Here is a 26,176-nt window from a genome sequence, read left to right as displayed (position 1 = left end):
CACCTCTAGGCGCGGTGGGCGGTCGGTCGTACCAGCAGGGCACAGGTCAGGGCGGCGAGCACCGCGGCCGCTCCCCCGGCGGCCACCGGGCCCGCCATCGGCTCCACGGTCTGCGCCGCCGCCGCGAGCAGGCAGACGGTGGCGGCGCTGAGCACCGCGCCAAAGGCCTGGAGCAGCAGCCCGAGCCAGAGCACGGTCCCGATCAGGAGCAGGGTGACCAGGCGCGGGAGCGTCGGCCACGGCGCCCCCGGCCAGGCGAGGGTCGCGGCGAGCGCGAGGGCGAGGAGCACGGTGAGGTAGCCGCCGAGGCAGAGGACGAGGGTGCCGGTGACGGCCCGGCGGAACTCGCGGGCGGTGGTGAGGGTCCGCAGCCGGGTCAGGCTGCCGTCCCGGAAGCGGTGGAGCAGCCATTCCGCCGGTCCCATGGACAGGGTGAGCGCGATGACCGACCCCGCCCCGCTCACCGACAGGTCGCCCACGCCCGCGTGCAGGACGAGCAGGCCGCTGCCGAGGCCGAAGAGGCCGTACGGGAGGGAGGCGGCGCGCGGCGGTCCGCCCCGGCCGCCCGCTCCCCGGCGCAGGCCCGGGCGGAGGACGAGCGCGGCGAAGACGGCGGATGCGGTGAGCGAGGCGAGGAGCAGCCCGGCGCGCAGGGCGTCCGGCAGGTCCCAGCGGAAGGCGGGGACGGCGCCGGTGAGCGGCAGCAGGGCGCAGAGCAGGGCCCGTTCGCGGCCGAGGACGAGGAGCACGGTCGCGGCGGCGAGGTAGAGCGACTGCCCGGCGGCGAAGACGGCGGAGGGGGTCTCGCCGGGCGCGGCGCTCGCGAGGGCGACGGCCGTCCCGGCGAGGGCGCCGGCCGGGCCGCCGGTGAGCAGGGCGCGGGCGGCGGCGGGCCGGTCGCCGAGCCCGAGCCAGGTGTACGCGCGGTGGGCGAGGGCCTGGTTCCACACCCAGCCGGTGACGGCCCCGGCGAGCAGCGGGACGGTCCCGGCCGGGAGCCCGAACCTGCCGTGTCCGCCGGCGAGCAGCGGGGCGGCGAGCACGTACGCGAGGCCGGGGAGCGCGAAGACGAGCCCGCGCAGCAGACAGCCCGCGAGCTCGCCGTACCAGGCGCTCGTCGTCGGCGCGGCCGGTTCGGGGTGGCGCCGCTCCACGCGCGCGTAGAGGTCCTCGGCGAGGGAGAAGGAGTCGGCGCGGCCGTAGGTGAGCCGGATGTGCTCGTCGGTCATGCCGTCGGACTCGAGGAGCGCGGCGATCTCGTCGGGGTGCACGGCGACGGCGACGAACCCGTCGAGCCGCCGGGCGAGCTCGTCGAGCGGATCGTCGGCGAGCTCCCCTCCGGCGGGGGGCGGGGTGTGCGGGGCGGGCCCGTCGACGGGGGCCGGTGCCGGGGCCGGTTGCCCGGCGGGGCCTGCGGGCGCCGCCGCCCGCCGCGCGGCGCCCTCCCGGCGGGGACGGGGGATCGCGGGGAGCGGGGTCTCCGCTTTCGGGGGCTTCAGCCAGAGGGAGCCGCTCATGCCGGGGTGCCTCCTGGGACCAGGGCCGGGGCCGTGCGGCGGGGGGACGGGATGCGCACGCGCAGGGGGCCGGCCCGGCGGGCGCCCGCCAGTTCGCGGTAGATCTGGCGGAAGCCGTCCACCGAGCGGTGCAGGGTGAATTCGTCGATGACCCGCTGCCGGGCGCGGCGCCCGAGTTCGGCGCGGCGGGCGCCGTCGCTCAGGAGGGCGGAGACGGCGGCGGCCATGACGGCCGGTTCGCGGGGCGGGACGACGATGCCGGTGTCGCCGACGGCCTCCCGTACGCCTCCGACGTCCGTGGAGACGGTGGCGCGGCCGCAGGACATGGCCTCGATGAGGGAGAAGGGGAAGCCCTCGCTGATCGAGGAGAGCATGACGACGCTGCCGGCCGCGTAGGCCGAGGGGACGTCGCTGATCCGGCCCTCGAAGGACACCCCGTCGGTCACGCCCAGTTCGGCGGCGAGCTTCTCCAGTCGGGTCAGGTAGTCCTCGTTCCCGGCGGGGACCGGGCCGAACAGGCGGAGCCTGAGCGAGGGGAGTTCGGCGCGGCAGATCGCGTACGCCCGGATCAGGGTCTCCAGGTCCTTGATGGGGTCGACGCGGCCGCACCAGCTGAGGGTGGACGTCTCGGGCTCGGGCCCGGCCTCGGGGAAGAGGGCGGGGTCGACGCCGTTGTAGACGGTGCGGATGCGGTCGGCGGGGGCTCCGCCGCGCTCCTCCCAGCGCCGGTTGTACTGGTTGCAGGGGGTGATGAGGTCGGCCTTGCGGTAGCCGAGGGTGTTGAGCTCGCGGTAGAAGCCGAGCATGAGGGCCTTGACGGGCCAGCGTTGCGCCTCGGTGCGGTAGCCGAGGTAGCGCTCGCGGAGGTAGATGCCGTGTTCGGTGAGCAGGAAGGGCACCCCTTCGAAGTGCTGCGCGGCGAGGGCGGGCAGCGTGGCGAGACCGCTGGAGACGGCGTGCGCCACGCCGCCGGGGGCTATCCGGGCGGCGAGCGGGCGCAGGGCGTGTTCGAGCAGGTCGGTGGCGGTGAGCGCGTCGTGGACGGTGGGCCGGGCCGCGAGGGTGGGCAGGTGCGGCATGGTCCAGATCCACATGAGGGAGCGCAGCGCCGGCTCGGAGCGGAGGGCGGCGGTCAGCCGTCCCTGCCGGGCGAGTTCGGCGAGTTCGTACAGGCCGGTGCCGAAGTCGCAGCCCGCCCCGGGGTCGAGGAGGGCGAGCAGGAGGCGCTCGTACGCGTCGAGGAAGCGGCGGCGTTCGCGCCCCCGCAGGGGCCGGCGGACGGCCGGGCCCTGCGGGGGTCCCCACAGGGGGTACGCGGTGTGCCGGGTGACGTTGGGCGGCAGCTCCCAGGTGACGGGTTCGCGGCCGCTGCCGGTGAGGGCGAGGACCTCGAAGTCGACCTCCGGCATGCCGCGGACGAGCTGGTCGCACCAGGTGCTGACGCCGCCGTGGACATGCGGGTAGGTGCCTTCGGTGAGCATGGTGACGTGACGGCCACTGCTCGGCATGAGCGGGTTCCCCCCAGGACGTGCTGGTCAGGCGTCAGGTGGTCGGGAGCGTGAGGGTGACGGTGGTCTGGAGCGGTTCGGGTGCGGTCCAGGCGGAGCGGGTGCCCGCGTAGGCCGTCCCGAAGGCGGTGCTGCCGAGCAGGAGCCTCTTCCGTGTGCCCTCGGGGGCGGTGACGGGCATGGTGACGCCGGAGGGCGCCTTGACGGTGACCGTGCCGCCGATGCGGTAGGCGGTGACCTTTCCGGCGGCGACGGCCTGGTCCCAGGCGGCGCGGCGGCCCAGTTCGGTGCCGACGTCCTTCTGGGCCGGGTTCACCAGGGGGGTGTTCGCCGCGAACAGGGCCCGGTAGTCGGCGAGTACGCGGTCGAGGACCGGGTAGAGGAGCCGCTCCTCGGCGAGGTTGGACTGGTGGACGTAGTGCGGCCGCGGGTCGTTGCCCAGGACGTGGGAGAGGGCGGTGCGGGCCTCCTGCGGCACGATGTGGTCGGCGTAGCCGGTGGCCGTGGGGAGCGGGGCGGGCAGGCAGGTGGAGGCCGGGTTGGACTCGCAGATCCCGCTGCCGCCGTCGGCACGGGAGGTGTAGATCCAGTTGTACTCATCGGTCATCTCGGCGGCGGTGCCCACGTTGTAGTACACGTTCATCGGGTGGCGGGGCACGGTCTTCACGGTGCCGGTGCCGACGGCGCGCTGCTGGGGTTCGCGGGAGTTGTCGCTGCCGGTCCACTTCACGCCGTTGTCGGCGAGGGCGCCGGCGAGGTTGGGATTGTCGACGGGCTGCTGGGGCAGGGTCCTGAGGCCGGAGTGCTCTCCGGTGACGAGTTCGGTGCGGTCGACGGAGATGCCCTTGCCGACGGCCCAGTTGTGGTTGTCGCGGATCTGGCCGGAGATCTCGGAGCGGCTGACCCAGAGGGTGTTGCCGGCGGTGTCCTTGGCGCACTGCCAGGGGACGACGGCGTTGTCCTGGACGCAGCCGAGGAAGGGGTGGGTGTAGGTGTGGTTGATCCACCGGTACTGGGCACGGTCGGCGACGAGCCGGTCGGTGAGCGGGTCGGTGCCGCCGTGCTCGGTCTTCCACTGCTCGCCCTGGCCGCCGTTGTAGACCATGTCGAGGGTGAATCCGGAGGCCTTCTGCCAGGCCGCGGCGTACTGGGCGTCGGCGGCGGTCATACGGATCGGGTCGACGCCCTCGCCGTCGTCGCCGACGCAGTCGAAGTCGCCCGGGGTGCAGTTGAGCGCCGGATCCCAGCGGGCGTCGGGGGCGAAGACGTCGTCGACGTGGACCGAGAGGTAGTTGCGGCTCTGGCCGAGGTGGACGCCCTGGGTGAGCCAGTCGACGATGCCGCGGGCCAGGGCGCGGAACTGCCGCTGGTACTGGTTGTAGGCGAAGGTGACGACCAGTTCGCGGCGGCCGTCGGCGGCGTACTCGCCGACGAGGCTGGCCCGGCCGCCGCCCTCGGCGCCGTCGACGGGGATGTCGAGGTAGCTGGTGTAGCCGGCGCGCGGGCGGCCCGCGTAGCCGTAGCTCTCGGCGATCGAGGGGTCGTTGTCCTCGAAGGTGAGCGCCCCGGCGAGGTAGCGGAAGGGGCCCGCCTGCCCGGCGGCGGTGACGCCGGCGGTGGTCCCGTCGAGGACGCCGGACCAGCCGCCCTGGTCGGTGTAGTCGAGACCGACGCCGGGGTGGGACCAGGTGTAGGCGTCGACCTGCGGGATCCCGAAGGTCCGCTCGTACGTCTGGAGGGCGGTGGCCTCGGCGGAGTCGGGGCCGAAGGCGCTCTCGTGGGGCAGGACGACGCCCTGGTACTTGGCGCGGGGGCGTCCGTCGACCGTGTCGCTCAGGAAGGCCGCGTCGAGGACGGGCCGGTTCGGGTCGCCGAGGTCGATCCTGCGGTACGGGACGCCGGAGCCCTTGAGCTCGGCGGTGATCGCCCCGACCGCGCTGCCGCCGTCGTCGACGACGAGGACCGTGAGGTCCACGCGGGGCGTGGTCGCGGCGACCGCCTGCGCGGAGGGGACGACGGTGGCGAGCAGCGCGGCGGCGGCGAGGGCCGCGATCCTGCCCGTGCGAGGACCGGTGCGGGGGCCGGTACGGGGCGCGGTGCGGGCGCCGGCGGTGGTGCGGGGCGCGGTTCTGGGCGTACGGATTCGGCCGGAGTCCATGGTCGGTGTCCCCCCTCGACGGGTCCCGCCCGAACCGGCGGAACGCGTGGAGATGTCGCAGATGAGGCGAAGGACGGTGTGTCGTCCTTGCGTGAATGAGGCGAGTGTGACCGGGCGACGGAGACCGGAAGGGTAAACATGAAAGAGACACCACGGATGAGTGAATCCCCGCCGCCGTGAGCGAACCGTGTGAGCGAGCGTAGGCTCGTTCTCGGCGCTCTCCGGGCCGAAATACGATGCGGCGGGCACGGTCGGCCCATCCCTCGACCGCCACAGAACTCAATGGAAGCGAGATTTCACCACCGTGACTGCTCTCACTCTCAGCACTGCCGGCGCGGCGACGCTGCGCGCCGACGCCCTCGTCGTCGGCGTCGCGAAGTCCGGGAAGACGCTGGTCGTCGCCCCGGGCGCCGAGGCCGTCGACAAGGCCTTCGACGGCCGGCTCGCCGCCGTCCTGGAGACCCTGGGCGCCTCGGGTGCCGAAGGTGAGGCGACGAAGCTGCCCGCCCCCGCCGGTCTCAAGGCCCCCGTCGTCCTGGCCGTCGGCCTGGGCGAGGCCCCCGAGGACGGCGCGTCCTTCGCCGGGGAGACCCTGCGTCGCGCTGCCGGCACCGCCGCCCGCACCCTGAACGGCTCGAAGAAGGCCGCGTTCGCGCTGCCGATCGTCGCCGTCGAGGACGCCGCCGCCATCGCGGAGGGCGCCCTGCTCGGCGCGTACGCCTACACCGCGTACCAGGAGAACGGCAAGGACGCCAAGAAGCCCCTCGCCGAGGTCGCCCTGCTCGGTGCCAAGCCGCGCGACAAGGCCTACAAGGCCGCCGCCGAGCGCGCCCAGGCCGTCGCCGAGGAGATCAACCGCGCCCGCGACCTGATCAACCAGCCGCCGAACGACCTGTACCCGGCCACCTTCGCCGCCGCCGTCCAGGCCGCCGGCAAGGAGCACGGCCTCAAGGTCCAGGTCCTCGACGAGAAGGCGCTCACCAAGGGCGGCTTCGGCGGCATCCTCGGCGTCGGCAACGGCTCCGCGAACCCGCCCCGCCTCGTCCGGGTCGCCTACACCCACCCGAAGGCGGAGAAGACCCTCGCCCTGGTCGGCAAGGGCATCACCTACGACTCGGGCGGCATCTCCCTGAAGCCGGCCGGCCACAACGAGACGATGAAGTGCGACATGGCCGGCGCCGCCGCCGTGTTCTCCACCGTCGTCGCCGCGGCCCGCCTCGGCCTCGAGGTCAACGTCACGGGCTGGCTCGCCCTCGCGGAGAACATGCCGTCCGGCTCCGCCACCCGCCCGGGTGACGTGCTGCGCATGTACAGCGGCAAGACCGTCGAGGTCCTGAACACCGACGCCGAGGGCCGGCTCGTCCTCGCCGACGCGATCACCAAGGCCTCCGAGGAGCACCCGGACGCGATCGTCGACGTGGCGACCCTGACCGGCGCCATGGTCCTCGCGCTCGGCGACCGCACCTTCGGCATCATGGCCAACGACGACGACTTCCGCACCGCGATCCACGAGATCGCCGAGGAGGTCGGCGAGCAGTCCTGGCCGATGCCGCTCCCCGCGGACCTGCGCAAGACCATGGACTCCCCCACCGCCGACATGGCGAACATGGGCGTCCGGATGGGCGGCGGCCTGGTCGCCGGCCTCTTCCTGCAGGAGTTCGTGGGCGAGGGCATCGCCTGGGCCCACCTGGACATCGCGGGCCCGGCCTTCCACGAGGGCGCCCCGTACGGCTACACCCCGAAGGGCGGCACCGGCTCCTCGGTCCGCACCCTGGTGAAGCTGGCCGAGCGCACGGCGGCCGGCGAGGTCTGAGCACACGCGTGACAGGGACGGCCCCGGGCTCCGTGCCCGGGGCCGTACCTGTTCGCTCGCGACGAAATCCGTAGGTTCGTACGCGGCCGTGACCCCGCCGTACGGACGATCGGCCGTCTCAGAGCCCGGCCCCGCGTCCCGTCGTCCGTCAACAAGTGCGAAGATGGGTTCTCGGCAGGACAGGGCCCCCACCACAGGGCCGAAATAAAGCGGCCGGACACCAGCCGCCGCCAGGTCATCGACGACCGGCGACGAGCGCACATGCATGGAGGACGTGACGTGGCGAACGACGCCAGCACCGTTTTCGACCTAGTGATCCTCGGCGGCGGTAGCGGCGGTTACGCCGCGGCGCTGCGCGGAGCGCAGCTGGGCCTGGACGTCGCACTGATCGAGAAGAACAAGCTCGGCGGCACCTGCCTGCACAACGGCTGCATCCCGACGAAGGCCCTGCTCCACGCCGGCGAGGTCGCCGACCAGGCGCGCGAGGCGGAGCAGTTCGGTGTCAAGGCCTCTTTCGAGGGCATCGACATCAAGGCCGTGCACAAGTACAAGGACGACGTGATCTCGGGCCTGTACAAGGGTCTGCAGGGTCTCGTCGCCTCCCGCAAGGTGACCTACATCGAGGGCACCGGCCACCTGTCCTCCCCGACCTCCGTCGACGTGGACGGCCGTCGCGTCGAGGGTCGTCACGTCCTCCTGGCCACGGGTTCCGTGCCGAAGTCCCTGCCGGGTCTGGAGATCGACGGCAACCGGATCATCTCCTCGGACCACGCGCTGACCCTGGACCGGGTCCCGGAGTCCGCGATCATCCTGGGCGGCGGCGTCATCGGCGTCGAGTTCGCCTCGGCGTGGAAGTCCTTCGGCACCGACGTCACGGTCATCGAGGGCCTGAAGCACCTGGTCCCGGTCGAGGACGAGAACAGCTCGAAGCTTCTTGAGCGCGCGTTCCGCAAGCGCGGCATCAAGTTCAACCTCGGCACCTTCTTCCAGTCCGCCGAGTACACCGACAGCGGCGTCAAGGTCACCCTGGCCGACGGCAAGACCTTCGAGGCCGAGGTCCTCCTGGTCGCCATCGGCCGCGGCCCGGTCTCCGCCGGTCTCGGCTACGAGGAGCAGGGCGTCGCGATGGACCGCGGCTACGTCCTGGTCGACGAGTACATGCGTACCAACGTGCCGACGATCTCGGCCGTGGGCGACCTCGTCCCGACGCTCCAGCTCGCGCACGTCGGCTTCGCCGAGGGCATCCTCGTCGCGGAGCGCCTGGCCGGTCTGAAGACCGTCCCGATCGACTACGACGGTGTGCCCCGCGTGACGTACTGCCACCCCGAGGTCGCCTCCGTCGGCATCACCGAGGCCAAGGCCAAGGAGATCTACGGCGCGGACAAGGTCGTCGCCCTGAAGTACAACCTCGCGGGCAACGGCAAGAGCAAGATCCTCAAGACCGCGGGCGAGATCAAGCTCGTCCAGGTCAAGGACGGTGCCGTGGTCGGCGTCCACATGGTCGGTGACCGCATGGGCGAGCAGGTCGGCGAAGCGCAGCTGATCTACAACTGGGAGGCGCTGCCGGCCGAGGTCGCGCAGCTCATCCACGCCCACCCGACGCAGAACGAGGCGCTCGGCGAGGCCCACCTGGCCCTGGCCGGCAAGCCTCTGCACTCCCACGACTGACGCTCACGTCATCACAGGGCGCGACGACCACTTTCCGCAATTCGTTAGGAGCAACTGAAACCATGTCGGTTTCCGTAACCCTGCCGGCGCTCGGCGAGAGCGTCACCGAGGGCACCGTCACCCGCTGGCTCAAGGCCGAGGGTGAGCGTGTCGAGGCCGACGAGCCGCTGCTCGAGGTCTCGACCGACAAGGTCGACACCGAGATCCCCGCCCCCGCCTCGGGCATCCTGGCCTCCATCAAGGTCGCCGAGGACGAGACGGTCGAGGTCGGCGCCGAGCTCGCCATCATCGACGACGGCACGGGCGCTGCGGCTGCCGCCCCGGCCCCGGCCGCCGAGGCCGCTCCGGCTCCGGCCGCCGCCCCGGCGCCGGTCGCCGAGGCCCCCGCCCCCCCGGCCCCCGTCGCGGAGGCCCCGGCCGCCGCCCCCGCCGGTGCCGCCCAGGGCACCGACGTCGTCCTGCCGGCGCTCGGCGAGTCCGTCACCGAGGGCACCGTCACCCGCTGGCTGAAGTCGGTCGGCGAGACCGTCGAGGCCGACGAGCCGCTGCTCGAGGTCTCCACGGACAAGGTCGACACCGAGATCCCCGCCCCCGCCTCCGGCGTTCTCCTGGAGATCGTCGTCGGCGAGGACGAGACCGCCGAGGTCGGCGCCAAGCTGGCCGTCATCGGCGCCGCGGGTGCCGCTCCGGCCGCCGCCCCGGCCCCCGCCGCTCCGGCCCCCGCCGCCGCTGCCCCGGCTCCGGCCGCCCCGGCCGCTCCGGCTCCGGCCCCCGCGCCGGTCGCCCCGGCCGCTCCGGTCGCCGCCCCGGCCCCGGTCGCGCCCGCCGCCCCGGTCGCCGCTCCGGCCCCGGTCGCCGCTCCGGCCCCGGTCACCCCCGCCGCCGCACAGCCGGCGGAGGACGGCGCCTACGTGACCCCGCTGGTCCGCAAGCTCGCCACCGAGAACGGTGTCGACCTGGCGTCGGTCAAGGGCTCCGGCGTCGGCGGCCGCATCCGCAAGCAGGACGTCCTCGCGGCCGCCGAGGCCAAGAAGGCCGCCGCTGCCGCTCCCGTCGCCGCCGCCCCGGCCGCCGCCGCGAAGGCCCCCGCCCTGGAGGTCTCCCCGCTGCGTGGCCAGACGGTCAAGATGACCCGCATGCGCAAGGTCATCGGCGACAACATGATGAAGGCGCTGCACGGCCAGGCCCAGCTGTCCTCGGTCGTCGAGGTCGACATCACCAAGCTGATGAAGCTGCGCGCCCGCGCCAAGGACGCGTTCGCGGCCCGCGAGGGCGTCAAGCTCTCCCCGATGCCGTTCTTCGTCAAGGCGGCGGCCCAGGCGCTGAAGGCCCACCCGGTCATCAACGCCCGGATCAACGAGGACGAGGGCACCATCACGTACTTCGACTCGGAGAACATCGGCATCGCCGTGGACTCCGAGAAGGGTCTGATGACGCCGGTCATCAAGGGTGCGGGCGACCTGAACATCGCCGGCATCTCCAAGGCCACGGCCGAGCTGGCCGGCAAGGTCCGCGCCAGCAAGATCACGCCTGACGAGCTGTCCGGTGCGACCTTCACCATCAGCAACACCGGCTCGCGCGGTGCGCTGTTCGACACGATCATCGTCCCGCCGAACCAGGTCGCCATCCTGGGCATCGGTGCCACGGTCAAGCGTCCGGCCGTCATCGAGACCGCCGAGGGCACCGTCATCGGCGTCCGCGACATGACCTACCTGACGCTCTCCTACGACCACCGTCTGGTGGACGGCGCCGACGCCGCCCGCTACCTGACGGCCGTCAAGGCGATCCTGGAGGCCGGCGAGTTCGAGGTCGACCTCGGCCTGTAAGGCTCGACGCCGAAAGGCAACGTAACGAGCCTCACCTGCGGCGCCCTCGTCCGGAAGTGTTTCCGGACGGGGGCGCCGCCGTATTGTCTAAGGGTCAACACTCCCCGAGGAGCCGCTTCATGACCGTCCCCGTCGTCCACTCGCTGCGCGAGCAGATCCGCGAGCACATCGTGGAGGGGATCGTCAGCGGCCGCTGGAAGCCGGGCGAGCGCATCGTGGAGCGCCGGATCGCGACCGAGCTGGAGGTCTCCCAGACCCCGGTCCGCGAGGCGCTGCGCGAGCTGGAGTCGCTGCGGCTGATCGAGTCGGCGCCCAACAAGGGCGTCCGGGTCCGCAACCTCACGGCGGCCGACCTGGAGGAGAGCTACCCCGTCCGTGCCGGTCTGGAGCAGATCGCGGCCGAGCTGGCGGCCGGCCGGCTCGCGGCCGACTGCTCGGCCCTGGAGCCGCACGTGGCGGCCCTGTACGAGGCGGACGCGGCCGCGGACGGGACGGCGCAGGTGCGGCACACGGTGGCCTTCCACCGGGAGCTGGTGAAGGCGGCCGGGAACGGCGTCCTGCTGCACACCTGGGAGACGCTCGGCATCGAGGTCTTCACGGCCCTGTCGATCCGCTGGCTGGGCACGGTCCAGAAGTCGTACGCGGAGGAGCACCAGGAGCTGGTGGAGGCCTTCCGTCGGGGCGACCCGAACATCGGTGCGCTCGTGAAGGCGCATGTTCTGGGCTGCGCGCCGCGAGCCTGAGCCATGGCTTTACGTAAGGCGAGCGGGTCCGCCCTGGCGGCGGGCCCGCTCATTCGTGCGCGCACACTCTCAGACAACCGGCCCCACCTGCGAAAACAGGACAGAAAACAAGGCACCGGGTGCCCATCTGCCTGGCACCCTGTGCCTACTTTCTCGATCTGAAGAGGTTTTCGACCTCAACCCTTTGATCGATCATCGATCGCCGGTTTACAGTCTTCGGCGGGCCGCACCCGGCCCGTCGCCCTGTCCTGCCAGACAAGGCCCCATCTCCACCCCACCTGTCCGGAAGGCGGCGATCATGACCGATCCCGTAGGCAAGATTCCGAGCGAGCTCGACCAGCTCCCGGACCGTGACACCGAGGAGACCGCCGAGTGGGCGGCCTCCCTGGACGCCGTCACCAAGGCCGCCGGCCCCCACCGGGCCGCCTACCTGATGCGCCGTACCCTCCAGCACGCCGAAGGCGCGGGCCTCGCCCTGCCGAAGCTCCTGGAGACGGACTACGTCAACACCATCCCCACCTCCGCCGAGCCCTCGATCACCGAGTTCGGCGGCGACGAGGAGATGGAGCGGAAGATCACCGCGTGGAACCGCTGGAACGCGGCCGCGATGGTCACCCGCGGCTCCAAGCACGGCGTCGGCGGCCACATCGCCACCTTCGCCTCCGCGGCCTGGCTCTACGAGACCGGCTTCAACCACTTCTTCAAGGGCAAGGAAGCCGACGGTTCCGGCGACCAGCTCTACATCCAGGGCCACGCCTCCCCCGGCATCTACGCCCGCGCCTTCCTCGACGGGCGGCTGAACGAGGCCCACCTCGACAACTTCCGGCAGGAGTCCGGCGGCAACGGTCTGCCCTCCTACCCGCACCCGCGCCGCCTCCCCTGGCTGTGGGAGTTCCCCACCGTCTCCATGGGTCTGGGCCCGCTCTCCGCGATCTACCAGGCGCGCTTCAACCGCTACCTGACGAACCGCTCCATCAAGGACGTCTCCGCGTCCCACGTGTGGGCCTTCCTCGGTGACGGCGAGATGGACGAGCCCGAGTCGACCGCGGCCCTCGCGCTGGCCGCCCGCGAGGGTCTGGACAACCTGACCTTCGTCATCAACTGCAACCTGCAGCGCCTCGACGGCCCGGTCCGCGCCAACTTCAAGATCGTTCAGGAGCTGGAGGCCCAGTTCCGCGGCGCCGGCTGGAACGTCGTGAAGTCGCTGTGGGGCAACGCCTGGGACGAGCTGTTCGCGCTCGACACCACCGGCGCCCTCGTCCGCCGCCTCCGCGAGGTCCCGGACGCGCAGGTCCAGACGTACCAGACCCGCGACGCCGCCTACATCCGCCAGGACTTCTTCGGCAAGGACCCGGCGCTCGTCGCGATGGCGCAGCTGCTCAGCGACGACAAGATCCTCGAGTGCTTCCACCTCTCCCGCGGTGGCCACGAGCCGCGCAAGGTGTACGCCGCGTACAAGGCCGCCCTGGAGTTCAAGGGCGCGCCGACGGTCATCCTGGCGCAGACCGTCAAGGGCTTCACCCTGGGCGAGGGCTTCGCGTCCAAGAACGCGAACCACCAGATGAAGAAGCTGACGACGGACGAGTTCAAGAACATGCGTGACCTTCTTGAGCTGCCGATCTCGGACGACCGGTTCGTCGACGGCGTGGTCCCCTACGGCCACCCCGGCGCCGACTCCCCCGAGGTCCGCTACCTCCAGGAGCGCCGCGCGGCCCTCGGCGGCCCGGCCCCGGCCCGCCGCACCCACGCGATCGCCCCGCTGCCGGCCCCGGCCGACAAGGCCTTCGCCGCGTTCGACAAGGGCTCCGGCTCGCAGTCGATGGCCACGACGATGGCGTTCGTGCGACTCATCAAGGACCTGATCCGCGACAAGGAGACCGGCAAGCGCTGGGTCCCGATCGTCCCGGACGAGGCCCGTACCTTCGGTATGGAGTCGCTGTTCCCGTCGCTCGGCATCTACTCGCCGAAGGGCCAGACGTACGAGCCGGTCGACCGCGACCAGCTGATGTACTACAAGGAAGCCAAGAACGGCCAGATCCTCAACGAGGGCATCACCGAGGCCGGCTCGATGGCCGACTTCATCGCCGCGTCCACCGCGTACTCCACGCACGGTGAGGCGATGATCCCCTTCTACATCTTCTACTCGATGTTCGGCTGGCAGCGGACCGCCGACCAGATGTGGCAGCTCGGCGACCAGCTCGGCCGCGGCTTCCTCGTCGGCGCCACCGCCGGCCGCACCACGCTGACCGGTGAGGGCCTCCAGCACGCCGACGGCCACTCGCCCGTCATCGCGGCCACCAACCCGGCCGCCCTGACGTACGACCCGGCGTTCGCGTACGAGGTCGCGGTCATCGTCAAGGAGGGTCTGCGCCGGATGTACGGCGAGGCCGCCGAGGGCGAGGACCAGAACGTCTTCTACTACCTGACGGTCTACAACGAGCCGATGCCGCAGCCGGCCAAGCCCGCCGGCATCGACGAGGGCATCGTCAAGGGCCTCTACCGCTTCAACACGGCGGAGTCGGCCGGTCTCGACCTGCCCGCGAACGCCTCCCGCATCCAGCTGCTCTCCTCCGGCACGGCCATCCACTGGGCCCTGGAGGCGCAGAAGCTGCTCGCCGCCGAGTGGGGCGTGGCCGCCGACGTGTGGTCCGCGACCTCCTGGACCGAGCTGCGCCGCGACGCGCTGGAGGCCGACGCGGCCCTCCTGCGCGGCGAGGAGCAGGTGCCGTACATCCGCAAGGCGCTCGAGGGCATCGACTCCCCGGTCCTCGCGGTCTCCGACTACATGCGCCAGGTCCCGGACCAGATCGCGCAGTGGGTCGAGCAGGACTACACCTCGCTGGGCGCCGACGGCTTCGGCCTCTCGGACACCCGCGACGCGGCCCGCCGCCACTTCGGCGTCGACGCCCAGTCGATCGTCGTCGCGGCCCTGGCCCAGCTGGCCCGCCGCGGCGAGGTCCAGGCGACGGCCGTGAAGGAGGCGCGCGAGCGCTACGGCCTGTAAGGGCCTCCCATCCGTCCGAGGGGCTGCTTCCGTACGCACATACGGAGGCGGCCCCTCGGCGCATGCGTACGGGCCCCGTCGGGGGGCGGGCGTACGGCGGCCAGTCGGGTGGGCACGCGTACGGCACTCTGGTGGGCATGCGTGCCGCCCGCCTCATCAAAATGGTCCTGCTGCTCCAGAACCGGCCGTCCATGACCGCCGCCGAGCTCGCCGCCGAGCTGGAGGTGTCGGAGCGGACCGTCACCCGGGACGCGCTCGCCCTGTCGGAGGCGGGAGTGCCGGTGTACGCGGACCGGGGGCGGAGCGGCGGCTACCGGCTCGTCGGCGGGTACCGGACGCGGCTCACGGGCCTCGCGCGCGGCGAGGCGGAGGCCCTGTTCCTCTCGGGGCTGCCGGGCGCGCTGCGGGACATGGGCCTGGAGGACGCCGCCTCGGCCGCCCGGCTCAAGGTCTCGGCGGCCCTGCTGCCCTCGCTGCGGGACGCCCCCGAGTCGGCGGCCCGGCGCTTCCACCTGGACGCGCCCGGCTGGTACCAGGAGCCGGAGACCCCGGAGCTGCTCGCGCCGGTGGCGGAGGCGGTGTGGGACGACCTCGTGATCCGGGCCCGCTACCGGCGCGGGGAGACCGAGGTGGACCGCGAACTCGCGCCGTACGGACTCGTCCTGAAGGCGGGCGTCTGGTACCTGTGCGCCCGCGCGGGCACCTCCTTCCGTACGTACCGGGTGGACCGGTTCACGGCGGTGGCCGTCGGCGGGGAACGCTTCGAGCGGGACCCGGACTTCGACCTGCCCGCCTTCTGGGAGGAGCGGGCGGCGGAGTTCGCCCGGTCGATCCTGCGCGCCGAGGTCGTCGTACGGCTGACGGAGGCGGGGGCGCGCAGGCTGCCGTACGTGACGGACCGGGCCGCGGCCGAGGAGGCGCTCGGGGCGGGGACCGCCGAGGACGGCCTGGTGCGGGTGGTCCTGCGGGTCGAGAACGACGAGGTCGCCTTCGGCCAACTGCTCGGTCTCGGCCCGGAGGTGGAGGTGCTGGCCCCGGCCGCGCTCCGGGAACGGTTCGCGGAGGCGGCCAGGGGCATGGCGGAGCTCTACCGGTAGCCGGCCCGGTCCGCGCTAGCGGTACTCCGCGACGTCCGGCTTCCCGATCTCGCTCGCGACGATGAAGCCCCAGGCGTCGGGCCGTGAGCCGTCCGCGTCCGTGAAGCCGTACTGCTTCGCCAGCTCGCCGCTGGACAGCGACTGTCCGGTCCAGCGGTTCCGGCCGGGGTCGGCGGCGAGGGCGGCGACGGCCCGGCCGACGTACACCGGGGACTCGGAGATGCCGAAGTCGGGGAGCTTCTCGGTGGCGTCGCGCCAGTTCTCCTCGGTGACGCCGAAGCCGGCGAGCATCTGCTCCGACCTGAGCCAGCCGGGGGTGACGGCGACGGCCGTCCCGCCGTACTCCGCCAGTTCCTTCGCGAGGCCGAAGGCCATCCGGATGGGCGCGTTCTTGGCGAGGTCGTAGAAGAGGTTCTCGCGGAAGCGGGTGTCGTTGTACGCGGCGGTGCCGTCGGTGACCTCGACGACGAGCCCGCCGGAGTTGCGGATGAGCAGCGGCAGCGCGGTGTGCGAGGTGATGGCGTGGGTCCGGACGCCGAGTTCGAGCATCCGGAGGCCGCCGTCGAGGTCCGTCTCCCAGGTCTTCTTCCCGAAGGTGACCAGGTGCTCGCCGCCCCACACGTCGTTGACGAGGACGTCGAGCCGGCCCTGCTCGCGGTCGATGCGGTCGACGAGGGCGCGGACCTGCTCGGGGTCCAGGTGGTCGGTGGGGACGGCGATGCCCTCGCCGCCGGCGGCCGTCACCAGTTCGGCGGTCTCCTCGATGGTCTCCGTGGCGCGGCCGACCTCGCTGACCTTCTCGCGGGTGGTGCGGCCCGTGACGTACACGGTGGCTCCGGCGGCGCCGAGCTGGACGGCGATGGCCCGTCCGGCGCCCCGGGTGGCACCGGCGACCAGGCAGATGCGTCCGTGCAGGGGTGTGGTCTCAGTCGTCATGGGAGTCAGGCTGACAGGAAACCCCGACATCTTCTGTCCGGATTCGTTTCGGGCTTTCCGGGTGCGTCGGACTCGCCGAGCCACGATGCTGGTGCCGTGATGGACGAGACCGAGTTCTGGGAGCTGATCGACGCCACCCGCGAGGAAGCCGAGGGCGACCCCGAGGAGCAGGCGGACCTGCTCGTGGAGCGGCTGACCCGCCTTGACCCCGACTCGGTGCTCGACTACGCGCGCCATTTCGAGGCCCGGTTCAACCGCGCGTACCTCTGGGACCTGTGGGGTGCGGCCGCGGTGCTCTTCGACGGGGCGGGCGAGGAGACCTTCGACTCGTTCCGCTGCTGGCTGATCGGACAGGGCCGGGAGGTGTACGAGGGCGGTGTGCACGATCCGGACGCGCTGGCGGAGCTGATCGGCGACTTCGACGTGGAGATCGACGGGGACGGCGAGGAGATCGGTTTCGCGGCGGACGAGGCGTACGAGGCGCTGACCGGGGCCGAGACCCCCGATCTGGGCATTCCGATGCCGGGCGGGGAGCCGCTCGGGACGCCGTTCGACCTGGAGGACGACGACGTGCTCGCGGCCCGGTTCCCCCGGCTGTGGGAGCGCTTCGGGACGGCGTAGTGCCCCCGGGGGTGCGGAGGGCGGATCCGCACCCCCGGGAGTCTCGGCCCGGCGGGCTCGGCAGCAGGCCGCCGATCGAGGAGACGTCGACCACCCAGGCCTTCTCGCCGCGCTCCGGCATGCGCGGGTCGAAGGCCCGGATGCCGTTGACGCAACCGCCGCTGTCGATCCGGAGCATCGCGTCCCAGCGCTCCGCCGGGATCTCCCAGGAGTAGCCCATGGCCATGATCCCGGCGTTGTTCACCAGCAGGTCGACCGTGCCTGGGGGCACCTCCCGGACGGAGTCCGGGGGAGGGTGTACGCGGTGTCGGCGAGCGCCTCGACCGAGGCGGGGTCGGCGACACCGGTGACGACGGCCGTGACCTCGGCGCCGGTCGCCGACAGCTCGCCGGCGAACTCTGCGAGCCGTTCGGCGGCGATGTCGGCGAGGACCAGCTTCATGCCGAGTCCGGCGGAGTGCCGGGCGAGGCCGGCGCCGATCCCGGAAGAGGCGCCGGTGATGACGGCGGTGCGCCGGCCGAACACCTCGGCGGCGGTCGTCAGAAGTGGGTCCCGCCGTCGATGCGGACCTCGGTGCCGGTGATGAACTTCCCGTCCTCGGAGGCGAGCATGGCGACGACGCCGGCGACGGTCTCGGGGCCGGCGAAGCCCTGGCCGAGGGCGGGGGCGAGCTTGGCGAAGAGGGACCAGTCGGTGTCCTCGGGCAGGCCGGGGCCCTGGGACTGCTTGGAGGCGCCGGAGCCGTCGGTCATGCCGGAGGAGATGGAGCCGGGCTGGACGGCGGTGAAGCGGATGCCCTGCTTGGCGTACTCGGCGGCGAGCGCGTGGGTCATGGACTGGATGCCGCCCTTGCTGGCCGCGTAGGCCGCCATGTAGGGGTGGGCGAACTGCGCGGAGGTGGAGGAGAAGTTCACGACGGCGGCCCCCTCGCCCTCCAGGAGCGCCGGTATGGCCTCGCGGATCACGAGGAAGGTGCCGGTGAGGTTGATCCGGATCACCTGCTCGAAGGAGTCCAGGCTCGTCTCGTGGGTGTGCGAGGAGCGGAGGATGCCGGCGGCGTTGACCAGGACGTCCAGGCCGCCGAGCGCCTCGACGGCGGCGGCGACACCGGCCCGTACGGAGGCCTCGTCGGCGACGTTCACGACGACGGTGGTGAGGCGGTCGGCGGCGTCGCCGGCCTTGGCGACGGTGTCCTTCAGGCCGTCCTCGCTGATGTCGGCGGCGACGACGCGGCCGCCCTCCGCGAGCATGCGCAGGACGGTGGCCTGGCCGATGCCGGAGCCGCCGCCGGTGATGAGGGCACGGCGTCCTTCGTAACGGGTCAGCTGGTTCATGGCGGCAACCTCTCGATGTCAAGCTTTCCGGGAATCGCTGCCACCGTACGCCCGAGTGGCACGTTTTGCCACACCTGCACGTCATGCAGATTCGGCAGGCGCAGGCGTAGGCTTCCGGGGTGAGCACCAAGCCCGAGGGCGCCACGCCGCCCACCCCCTCGCTCCCCCCGCTCCCGTCGCTGACGGAGCGCCGCAAGGCCGCCACCCAGCTGGACATCGCCCGCGCCGCCGCCGAGCTCTTCACCGAGCGCGGCCCCGACGGCACCACGGCCGAGGAGATCGCCCGGCGGGCGGGCATCGCCCTGCGCACCTTCTACCGCTACTTCCGCTCCAAGCAGGACGCCGTCGCCCCGCTCCTCGCGGGCGGCGCCGACCGCTGGCGGGAGCTCCTCGCCGCGACGGAACCCGCCGCGGGCGTGCCCGAGGCCCTGGAGCGCTCGATCGCCGCCTCGCTCACCCCCGAGACCGAGGCGGACGCGGAGGGCCTGCGCTGGACGCGCGGGCTGCTCCGGGCAGCCGCCGAGGACCCCGCCCTCCGGGCCGTCTGGTACCGGGTCAACCAGGAGTCCGAGGAGCGGCTGCGCGAGGTCGTCGCCGGGCTCGCCGGACCGGACGCCGACCCCCTGGAGGTACGGCTCGCGGCGGCGGCGGCCACCGACGCGATCCGGATCGCCCTGGAGAGCTGGGCCGAGACGGACGCGCCGGAGCGCGGCGAGGGCGCGCCGGCCGCACTCGCGGTGCGCTGCCTGCGGGAGCTGATGGGCGGGATGCGGCTGCTGAACCCGGGCGTCAGGGACGCAGCGAGCGGCCCATGAGGACGTCGTCCACGTACGCCCCGTCGAGGAGCAGCTCCCCCGGGAGGACGCCCTCGACCGCGAAGCCCTCGGAGGCGTAGAGCGCGCGGGCCGGCGCGTTGTGCCCGAGGACCCGCAGGGTGATCCGCACGGCGCCCTGCTCACGGGCACGGTCCATCGCGGCCCGCAGCAGCGCCCGGGCGACGCCCTTGCCCCGGGCGGACTCGGCGACGACGAGGCCCTGGATCTGGCGGACGTGCGCGGTGGCGGCGAGCGGGGTCGGCGGCACCGTCCGGACGTACCCGACGACCGCTCCCCCGCGGACCGCCACGAGATAGTCCGCGGGCAGATGGCGCTCGTCGAAGAAGGGCGCGCCCGGCTCCGGGGCGGGCATCACCGCGTGGAGCCTCGACCACGTGGTCCGGTCGAGCTCCGCGAGCGCGGCGTCGTCGTCCTGCACGGCGGTACGTATCTGCGTCTCCGGCACGATCATGAGGGTCACTGTGCCACGCGCCCGCGTGGGGAGGGCAGGATGGTGACCATGCAGCGTTCCGCCCTCCGCAAGCGCGTCGCCGTCACCGGCGCCTCCGGACTCATCGGCTCGGCCCTGGTCCGCTCCCTGCGCGCCGACGGCCACGACGTCCTCCGCCTCGTCCGCCGCCCGGCCCGCACCGCCGACGAGGTCGAATGGGACCCCAGGCGGCTGTACGTGGACGCCGCCGGGCTCGTCGGCGTCGACGCCGTCGTCCACCTGGCGGGCGCCGGCGTCGGCGAGCGCCGCTGGAACGAGGCGTACAAGAAGGAGATCCGGGACAGCCGGGTCCTCGGCACGACCGCGATCGCCCAGGCCCTCGCCTCGCTCGCCGACCCGCCGGAGACGCTGGTCTGCGGCACGGCGCTCGGCTGGTACGGGGACACCGGCACGCGCGCGGTGGACGAGAGCGCCCCCGCCGGCACGGGCTTCCTGCCCTCGGTCTGCGTGGAGTGGGAGGCCGCCGCCGCCCCCGCCGAGGAGGCCGGCATCCGGGTCACCTACGCCCGCACGGGCCTGGTCGTGGCCCGCCAGGGCGGCGCCTGGGGACGGCTCTTCCCCGTCTTCCGCGCCGGGCTCGGCGGGCGGATGGGCGACGGCCGCCAGTACTGGTCGCACATCTCCCTGCACGACGAGGTGGCCGCCCTGCGCCACCTCGTCGACACCCCGTCCCTCTCCGGTCCGGTGAACCTCACGGCCCCCGAGCCCGTCACCAACCGCGAGGTGACGGCGGCGATGGGCCGGGTGCTGCGCCGCCCGACCCTCTTCACCGTGCCCGCGCCCGCCCTGAAGGCGGTCCTCGGCGACTTCGCGCAGGACGTGCTGGGCAGTCAGCGGGTGCTGCCGGGGCGGCTGTTGGAGACCGGTTTCGATTTCGCCTTCCCGACGATCGACGACGCGATCCGGGCGGCGCTGCGCTGACGTCCCCTTCCCCGGGTGTGCGCCTCCGTGCTGCGTGCACCCCGCCGCGCGCGGCCGACTTCCGTCCGGGCGCTCCCTAGGCTCGACGCCCACCGTTCGATGACCACCGTTCGATGACCACCGTTCGATACGGACGCGAACTCGGGCATTCCGGGGGCCTGTTGGGGGCATAAGGCCTCCCACCGGCGGCGCCGACCTGGGGAGGGGCACGTGCTCAGTACCGCAACCAGCGCACAGCACAGGGACGTCGTGGAGGCCGTCGACGTCGTCATCGTAGGAGCCGGGATCGCGGGGCTCGCCGCCGCGCACCGGCTGACCGGCGCGGGCCTCGCCGTCGCCGTCCTCGAGGCGGAGCCGCGGGTCGGCGGCCGGCTGGCCACCGACCAGGTCGACGGCTTCCTGCTCGACCGGGTGGGCCCGCTGCTCACCCTCTCGCCCGAGGAACTACGGGCCACGCCGGGTCTTTCCGGACTCACGCTGCGCCCGTTCGCCCCCGGGGTGCTCGTCCACAGCGACGGGCGGTACGGACGATGGGGCGTCCCGCACCCGCGCCGGACGGCCGGCCACCGGGGCGGCGGGGTCCACCGGGGCGTGGGGGGAGCATTCAGCGTGGCGCGCGCCCTCGCGAGCGCCCCCCGGAATCCGGCCGCCTCGCTCGACCAGGCGCGGCTCGGCGCGTCCCTCGTCCGGCTCGCCGCGACGCCGACGCAGCGGCTCCTCGCCCGGCCCGAGCGGACCGCCCGGGAGGCCCTGACGGCCCGGCTGCCCGCCCGGACCGTGCAGGGGGTGCTGCGGCCGCTGCTCGCCGCGCTCCTCGCCGACCCGGACCTCTCCATGTCGAGCCGTCAGGCGGACCTCGCGCTGCGGGCCTTCGCCCGGGGGCGGCCGGCCGTCCCCGAGGGCGGCGCGGCGGCGCTGCCCTCGCTCCTCGCGGCCGGGCTACCGCCGGGCACGGTCCGGACCGGCGTCCGGGTCACCGACGTGTCCGTCTCCCGGGTCAGGACGGCCGAGCACGGGGTCATCGGCTGCCGCTCGGTCCTCCTGGCGACGGGCGCGCGGACGGCGGCCGAGCTGCTGCCGGGCCTGCGGGTCCCCGCCTTCCACCCCGTCACGGTCCTCCACCACACGGCCCCCGCGGCACCGTGCGGTGACCCGACGCTGCTCCTGGAGTCGGACCCGGGCGGGCCGGTGGCGCACACGGCGGTGATGAGCGCGGTGGATCCGACGCGGGCGCCGTCCGGCCGGCCCCTGATCACGTCCACGGTCCTGGGCACTCCCCCGGACGACACGGAACGCCGGGTCCGCAAACACCTGGCGACGCTCTACGGGACGTCGACGGACGACTGGGAGCTCCTGGCGCTCCACCACACGCCTCAGGCGGTCCCTTCGATGCGGCCGCCGCACGACGCGCGCCGCTCGGTCCGTCTCCTCGCGGGGCTGTACGTCTGCGGGGACCACCGGGACACGAGCACGGTCGCCGGCGCGCTGACCTCGGCCCACCGCGCGACGACGTCCCTCTTGAGGGACCTGGGCGTCCGCCCGACCGCCACCGAACCGGGCGCGGCGGCCTGACGGCTGCGGGCCGCGCTTCCACCCGTTACGGGCATGCGTTCCGCCGGGGCGGTGCCCACCCGCAAGGAACGGCGCCCACCCCGTTGTGGGCAGGCGTTCCGCAAGGGGCGATGGGGGTCCCCCCTGCTCGAGCGAAGCCGAGAGCTTGGGGGAGGGTGGGCACAACGGAACGGCGCCCTTGCCGGCGCGAGAGGCTCCCGCGCCTGAACCCGCACCCCGTGCACCGAGCGAGTGGTGCGGGCCACGGCGCGGAACGCGGAGGCGCCGCGAGAGGGCGCCGTCCCGTGTGCCCACCCGTCCCGCCCTGGGGGTCCCCCCGGACGAAGTCTGGGGGAGGGACGATTGCCCACACGGGCGTGGGCGTCCGCCCCGACGCGGGCGCGGGCCCACACGAGGGCGGACCGAGGCGCCGCCCAGCAGCGCGCGCGGGCCGCGGCGCCGCCCAGCGCGGGCGGGGCGCGGGGCGCGGGACCCGGGGCTAGCCGAGGGCTGCGACTCGGTCCCGGTAGGTGCGGGCCGCTGCCGCGTCGCGGTACGGCTCGAGCCGCCGCTCGAAGTCCCGGACGTACTCCACCGCACGGGCGGACCGCATCTCCGAGGCCTGCTGCGCCGCCTCCGCGCCCAACGCGCACGCCTGGTCCAGCTCCCCCAGGGCCAGCCGCGACGTCGCCAGGACGACACGGCAGAAGAGGCGGCTGCGGGCGAAGCCGGGCGCCCGGAGCTGGAGCGCGCGCTCCGCGTGCTGCGCGGCCGGCCGGTACTGCTGGAGGTCCCGGTGGCAGTGCCCGAGCTCGTCGGCGAGCTGCGCCTCGTCGAAGTGGCGGGCCCAGTACGGGACCTCGTCGCCCGGCCGGGCCGCTTCCAGGGCCCGTTCCGCGCGGACGAGCGAGGCGCTGCAGGCCCGCGCCTCGCCGAGGACCGCGTGCCCCCGCGCCTCGACGGCGTGCAGCATCGCCTGGACGACGGGCGGCGCGGCGGGCCCTACGCCCTGCTGGGCGACCCGGGCGAGCTGTACGGCCTCGCGCCCGTGGCCGAGGTAGACGGCCTGGCAGCTCATGGTGAGGAGCACGTACGAGCCGTACGCCCGGTCCCCGGCGGCCTGGGCGAGCCGCAGCGCCTGGACGAAGTACCGCTGCGCGAGTCCGTGGGCGGCGATGTCGTACGAGGTCCAGCCCGCGAGCCGGGTGAGGTCGGCGGCCGCGGCGAAGAGGCGGCGCCCGACGGACTCCCCGTACGTGCCGCGCAGCATCGGCTCGGCCTCGTGCTCCAGGTAGCGCACGAGGGCCTGGCGGGCGTGCCCGCCGCCGTAGGCGTGGTCGAGGGTGCGGAAGAGTTCGCCGACCGAGCGGAGGGCGGCGATGTCGCCGCTGGAGACCCGCTGTCCGGGCCCCCGGTCCGTACCGCGCTGGCGGGGCACCGAGAACCGTCCCTGGGGCGGGACGCGGGGGTCGTGCGGGGCCGCGGCCGCCGTGGAGGGCTCGCCGCGGGCGACCCGGTCGTCGGCGCGGCCGATGAGCCAGTCGCGGCTGGGGACGACGAGGCCGGCCGGAGTGAAGGCGATCTTGCGGAGTTCGGCGTGGCTGCCGGAGTCCTTGCGCCACAGGCCGCTGACGATGTCGACGGCCTCCTCGGGGGTGGCGGCGAACTCCAGGCCCGCGTAGACGGGCGCGCAGGCGTCGAGGCCGAGGTCCTGGGCGGAGAGGCGGCGGCCGAGGCGGCGGGTGAAGACCTCGGCGATGAGGGCGGGGGTGGTGCCGCGCGGCTGCTGACCGCGGAGCCAGCGGGTCACGGAGGTCTTGTCGTACCGCAGGTCGAGCCCGTGTTCCAGACCGAGCTGGTCGACCCGTCTGGCGAGCCCCGCGTTGGAGAACCCGGCTTCGGCGATGAGCGCGGCGAGCTGGCGGTTCGGGATGCGCTGCGGTGGTCGTTCCGTCATCAGCTGTGCGGTCTCCTGCCTTCCGGGTCCGGGCGGCAGCCCCGTCGGACCCTCATGGAACGGCGTGAATTTAGCGGTCCTCACGGCCCGTACCGCCAGCTTCGCCCCACATTCATCCGATCGTGTGAGGATTGACGGCACCGCTGACGTAGGCGGCCCCGTCCACCTGCCGGAGGGGTGTCCCCGGCGCCGCCGTACAGTGGCATGGGCGCGAATGACGCATGGTGCCGTTCCGGCCCGGGATGATCCCCGGTCCCCGGACACCGGCACCCAGGAGGAGGCATGGCCGTGAGTGAGCTGCGATTCGTCCGCCTTGGGTTCGGCGAGGAAGCCGTCGAGTACCAGGTGGCCTGGGACAAGCAGCGCGAGGTGCACGCCGCGCGGTTCGCCGACGAGATCGACGACACCTGCCTGCTGCTGGAGCACCCCCCGGTGTACACGGCCGGCCGCCGCACGCAGGAGAGCGAGCGGCCGCTGGACGGGACGCCGGTGGTGGACGTGGACCGCGGCGGCAAGATCACCTGGCACGGCCCCGGCCAGCTGGTCGGCTACCCGATCATGAAGCTGCCCCGCCCGGTGGACGTCGTCGCGCACGTGCGCCGCCTGGAGGAGGCCCTGATCCGTACGGCCGCCGAGTTCGGCGTGGAGACGACGCGGGTCGAGGGACGCAGCGGGGTGTGGGTCCTGGGCGACCCGGTCGAGCAGCGGCCGTCGATCGGCGGCCTCTCCCTCGACTTCGACCCGCGGCTGACGGACGAGGAGTTCGACCCGCGCCTGAACGGTCCCGAGTACGCCCCGTCCAACGCAGGCCAGCGCCGCGAGGACCGCAAGCTGGCCGCCATCGGCATCCGGGTCGCCAAGGGCGTCACCATGCACGGCTTCGCCCTCAACGTGAACCCGGACAACACCTGGTTCGACAGGATCATCCCGTGCGGCATCCGGGACGCCGGCGTGGCCTCGCTGGCCAACGAGGCCGGGCGGGACGTGACCATCGAGGAGGTGCTCCCGGTCGTGGAGAAGCACCTGCGGGACGTCCTGGAGAACGCGGACCTGAAGCCGCGGACCATCGAGCGCGAGAGCGCGCAGGAGCAGGCCCCGGAGCCCGCCTCGGCCTGAGGAATGCCGGGCTCTGGCCAGAGGTTGGCCAGAGGTAGGCAAGGCATGGAAGCAACGGGCGTACCCTGGTGTGCGCCGAAGAATCGAAGCTACAGGAGCCGATGTGTCCGCAGTCGCACCCGACGGACGCAAGATGCTGCGCCTGGAGGTCCGGAACGCCCAGACCCCCATCGAGCGCAAGCCCGAGTGGATCAAGACCCGCGCGAAGATGGGGCCGGAGTACACGAAGATGCAGGGCCTCGTGAAGAGCGAGGGCCTGCACACGGTCTGCCAGGAGGCGGGCTGTCCCAACATCTTCGAGTGCTGGGAGGACCGCGAGGCGACCTTCCTCATCGGCGGTGACCAGTGCACCCGGCGCTGCGACTTCTGCCAGATCGACACGGGCAAGCCCGAGGCCCTCGACCGTGACGAGCCGCGCCGCGTGGGCGAGTCGGTCGTCACGATGGACCTGAACTACGCCACCATCACGGGCGTCGCGCGCGACGACCTGGAGGACGGCGGCGCCTGGCTGTACGCGGAGACCGTGCGCCAGATCCACCAGCAGACCGCGGACCGCGCCGACGGCCGTACCAAGGTCGAGCTGCTCGCCCCCGACTTCAACGCGGTGCCGGAGCTCCTCAAGGAGGTCTTCGACTCCCGCCCCGAGGTCTTCGCGCACAACGTCGAGACCGTCCCGCGGATCTTCAAGCGGATCCGTCCCGGCTTCCGCTACGAGCGCTCCCTGGACGTCATCACCCAGGCCCGTGACTACGGTCTGGTCACGAAGTCGAACCTGATCCTCGGCATGGGCGAGACCCGCGAGGAGATCAGCGAGGCGCTGCAGCAGCTGCACGACGCGGGTTGCGAGCTCATCACGATCACGCAGTACCTGCGGCCCTCCGTCCGGCACCACCCCGTCGAGCGCTGGGTGAAGCCGCAGGAGTTCGTGGAGCTGAAGGAGGAGGCCGACGAGATCGGCTTCTCCGGCGTGATGTCGGGCCCGCTGGTCCGCTCCTCGTACCGCGCGGGCCGGCTGTACCAGCAGGCCATGGAGCAGCGCAGCCGAGCTGGAGCGTAGGTTGCGGGTCCGTCCGAGGAACG

20 protein-coding genes and 1 pseudogene are annotated in these 26,176 nt (G+C 73.2%); 12 read left to right on the top strand and 9 right to left on the bottom strand.

All coding sequences use genetic code 11. The features are described 5' to 3' along the window. Positions 1-5: 5 nt before the first annotated feature. Genes ABT041_RS20100 through ABT041_RS20090 form a run of 3 tightly spaced genes read right to left on the bottom strand, consistent with a single transcriptional unit; the run spans position 6 to position 5,183 of the window. Complete coding sequence (locus tag ABT041_RS20100; protein ID WP_351186206.1) at positions 6-1,517, bottom strand: hypothetical protein; 1,512 nt, start codon at positions 1,515-1,517, stop codon at positions 6-8. Further along, on the bottom strand, positions 1,514-3,025 hold the full coding sequence (pelF, locus tag ABT041_RS20095) for a GT4 family glycosyltransferase PelF (RefSeq protein WP_351186204.1): 1,512 nt from the start codon (positions 3,023-3,025) through the stop codon (positions 1,514-1,516). Before pelF ends, ABT041_RS20100 begins: the two co-directional genes overlap by 4 nt. A gap of 34 nt (positions 3,026-3,059) precedes the next feature. Continuing rightward, positions 3,060-5,183 (bottom strand): hypothetical protein, encoded by a 2,124-nt coding sequence (locus tag ABT041_RS20090; RefSeq protein ID WP_351186202.1) that lies wholly within the window; start codon positions 5,181-5,183, stop codon positions 3,060-3,062. Between the two features lie 304 nt (positions 5,184-5,487). On the opposite strand from ABT041_RS20090, the gene ABT041_RS20085 reads away from it, so the two are divergent. The 6 genes from ABT041_RS20085 to ABT041_RS20060 all read left to right on the top strand — a co-directional run bounded on the left by ABT041_RS20085 (position 5,488) and on the right by ABT041_RS20060 (position 15,334). After that, positions 5,488-6,996: a leucyl aminopeptidase gene (locus ABT041_RS20085; RefSeq protein ID WP_351186200.1), complete on the top strand. Its 1,509-nt coding sequence runs from the start codon at positions 5,488-5,490 to the stop codon at positions 6,994-6,996. Positions 6,997-7,275: 279 nt separating this feature from the next. Continuing rightward, positions 7,276-8,664, top strand: coding sequence for a dihydrolipoyl dehydrogenase (gene lpdA, locus ABT041_RS20080; RefSeq protein ID WP_041128866.1), 1,389 nt, complete (start codon positions 7,276-7,278; stop codon positions 8,662-8,664). A gap of 62 nt (positions 8,665-8,726) precedes the next feature. After that, complete coding sequence (gene sucB, locus ABT041_RS20075; protein WP_351186198.1) at positions 8,727-10,490, top strand: 2-oxoglutarate dehydrogenase, E2 component, dihydrolipoamide succinyltransferase; 1,764 nt, start codon at positions 8,727-8,729, stop codon at positions 10,488-10,490. Positions 10,491-10,609: 119 nt separating this feature from the next. Then, a complete protein-coding gene (locus tag ABT041_RS20070) occupies positions 10,610-11,233 on the top strand; it encodes a GntR family transcriptional regulator (RefSeq protein WP_351186195.1) in 624 nt (207 codons plus the stop codon). A 298-nt stretch (positions 11,234-11,531) separates the two neighbouring features. Then, positions 11,532-14,237, top strand: coding sequence for a pyruvate dehydrogenase (acetyl-transferring), homodimeric type (gene aceE, locus ABT041_RS20065; protein WP_351186193.1), 2,706 nt, complete (start codon positions 11,532-11,534; stop codon positions 14,235-14,237). Between the two features lie 137 nt (positions 14,238-14,374). Next, positions 14,375-15,334 carry a helix-turn-helix transcriptional regulator gene (locus ABT041_RS20060; RefSeq protein WP_351186191.1) on the top strand — a complete coding sequence of 320 codons (960 nt, stop codon included), beginning with the start codon at positions 14,375-14,377 and terminating at the stop codon, positions 15,332-15,334. A gap of 15 nt (positions 15,335-15,349) precedes the next feature. Here ABT041_RS20060 and ABT041_RS20055 read toward each other — a convergent pair whose 3' ends face one another. Further along, positions 15,350-16,270 (bottom strand): SDR family oxidoreductase, encoded by a 921-nt coding sequence (locus ABT041_RS20055; RefSeq protein ID WP_351186189.1) that lies wholly within the window; start codon positions 16,268-16,270, stop codon positions 15,350-15,352. 99 nt (positions 16,271-16,369) lie between these two features. Between ABT041_RS20055 and ABT041_RS20050 the strand changes: the two genes are divergently transcribed. Next, on the top strand, positions 16,370-16,891 hold the full coding sequence (locus tag ABT041_RS20050) for a DUF4240 domain-containing protein (protein WP_351186245.1): 522 nt from the start codon (positions 16,370-16,372) through the stop codon (positions 16,889-16,891). A 112-nt stretch (positions 16,892-17,003) separates the two neighbouring features. Here ABT041_RS20050 and ABT041_RS20045 read toward each other — a convergent pair. The 3 genes and pseudogenes from ABT041_RS20045 to ABT041_RS20035 all read right to left on the bottom strand — a co-directional run. After that, positions 17,004-17,111: pseudogene (locus ABT041_RS20045) on the bottom strand (hypothetical protein); the annotation flags it as partial. A gap of 20 nt (positions 17,112-17,131) precedes the next feature. After that, on the bottom strand, positions 17,132-17,416 hold the full coding sequence (locus ABT041_RS20040) for an SDR family NAD(P)-dependent oxidoreductase (RefSeq protein ID WP_351186187.1): 285 nt from the start codon (positions 17,414-17,416) through the stop codon (positions 17,132-17,134). Positions 17,417-17,430: 14 nt separating this feature from the next. Beyond that, on the bottom strand, positions 17,431-18,225 hold the full coding sequence (locus ABT041_RS20035; protein WP_351186185.1) for an SDR family NAD(P)-dependent oxidoreductase: 795 nt from the start codon (positions 18,223-18,225) through the stop codon (positions 17,431-17,433). Positions 18,226-18,344: 119 nt separating this feature from the next. Here ABT041_RS20035 and ABT041_RS20030 point away from each other — a divergent pair, with 119 nt between their 5' ends. Next, a complete protein-coding gene (locus ABT041_RS20030; protein ID WP_351186183.1) occupies positions 18,345-19,040 on the top strand; it encodes a TetR/AcrR family transcriptional regulator in 696 nt (231 codons plus the stop codon). On the opposite strand, the gene ABT041_RS20025 is transcribed toward ABT041_RS20030, so the two are convergent. Beyond that, entirely contained in the window at positions 19,015-19,512 is a 498-nt protein-coding gene (locus ABT041_RS20025; protein WP_351186181.1) for a GNAT family N-acetyltransferase, read from the bottom strand. The two genes, ABT041_RS20030 and ABT041_RS20025, sit on opposite strands and share 26 nt — an antisense overlap. 39 nt (positions 19,513-19,551) lie before the next feature. Between ABT041_RS20025 and ABT041_RS20020 the strand changes: the two genes are divergently transcribed. Then, complete coding sequence (locus ABT041_RS20020; RefSeq protein WP_351186179.1) at positions 19,552-20,472, top strand: TIGR01777 family oxidoreductase; 921 nt, start codon at positions 19,552-19,554, stop codon at positions 20,470-20,472. A gap of 210 nt (positions 20,473-20,682) precedes the next feature. Then, positions 20,683-22,044: an FAD-dependent oxidoreductase gene (locus tag ABT041_RS20015; RefSeq protein WP_351186177.1), complete on the top strand. Its 1,362-nt coding sequence runs from the start codon at positions 20,683-20,685 to the stop codon at positions 22,042-22,044. A gap of 478 nt (positions 22,045-22,522) precedes the next feature. Here the strand turns inward: ABT041_RS20015 and ABT041_RS20010 are convergent, their stop codons facing one another. Beyond that, entirely contained in the window at positions 22,523-23,980 is a 1,458-nt protein-coding gene (locus tag ABT041_RS20010; RefSeq protein ID WP_351186175.1) for an NsdA family TPR-like regulatory protein, read from the bottom strand. A 288-nt stretch (positions 23,981-24,268) separates the two neighbouring features. On the opposite strand from ABT041_RS20010, the gene lipB reads away from it, so the two are divergent. Together lipB and lipA are read left to right on the top strand one after the other, a co-directional pair. Continuing rightward, entirely contained in the window at positions 24,269-25,096 is an 828-nt protein-coding gene (lipB, locus tag ABT041_RS20005) for a lipoyl(octanoyl) transferase LipB (protein ID WP_351186173.1), read from the top strand. 103 nt (positions 25,097-25,199) lie between these two features. Then, positions 25,200-26,153, top strand: a complete 954-nt coding sequence (gene lipA / locus ABT041_RS20000) for a lipoyl synthase (protein WP_351186171.1) — start codon at positions 25,200-25,202, stop codon at positions 26,151-26,153. Positions 26,154-26,176: the final 23 nt, after the last annotated feature.

Origin of the sequence: Streptomyces sp. NPDC002825 (genome assembly GCF_040295385.1) — a bacterium.
Taxonomy (GTDB): Bacteria; Actinomycetota; Actinomycetes; order Streptomycetales; family Streptomycetaceae; genus Streptomyces.
This window is presented reverse-complemented; position numbering and strand designations above follow the sequence as displayed.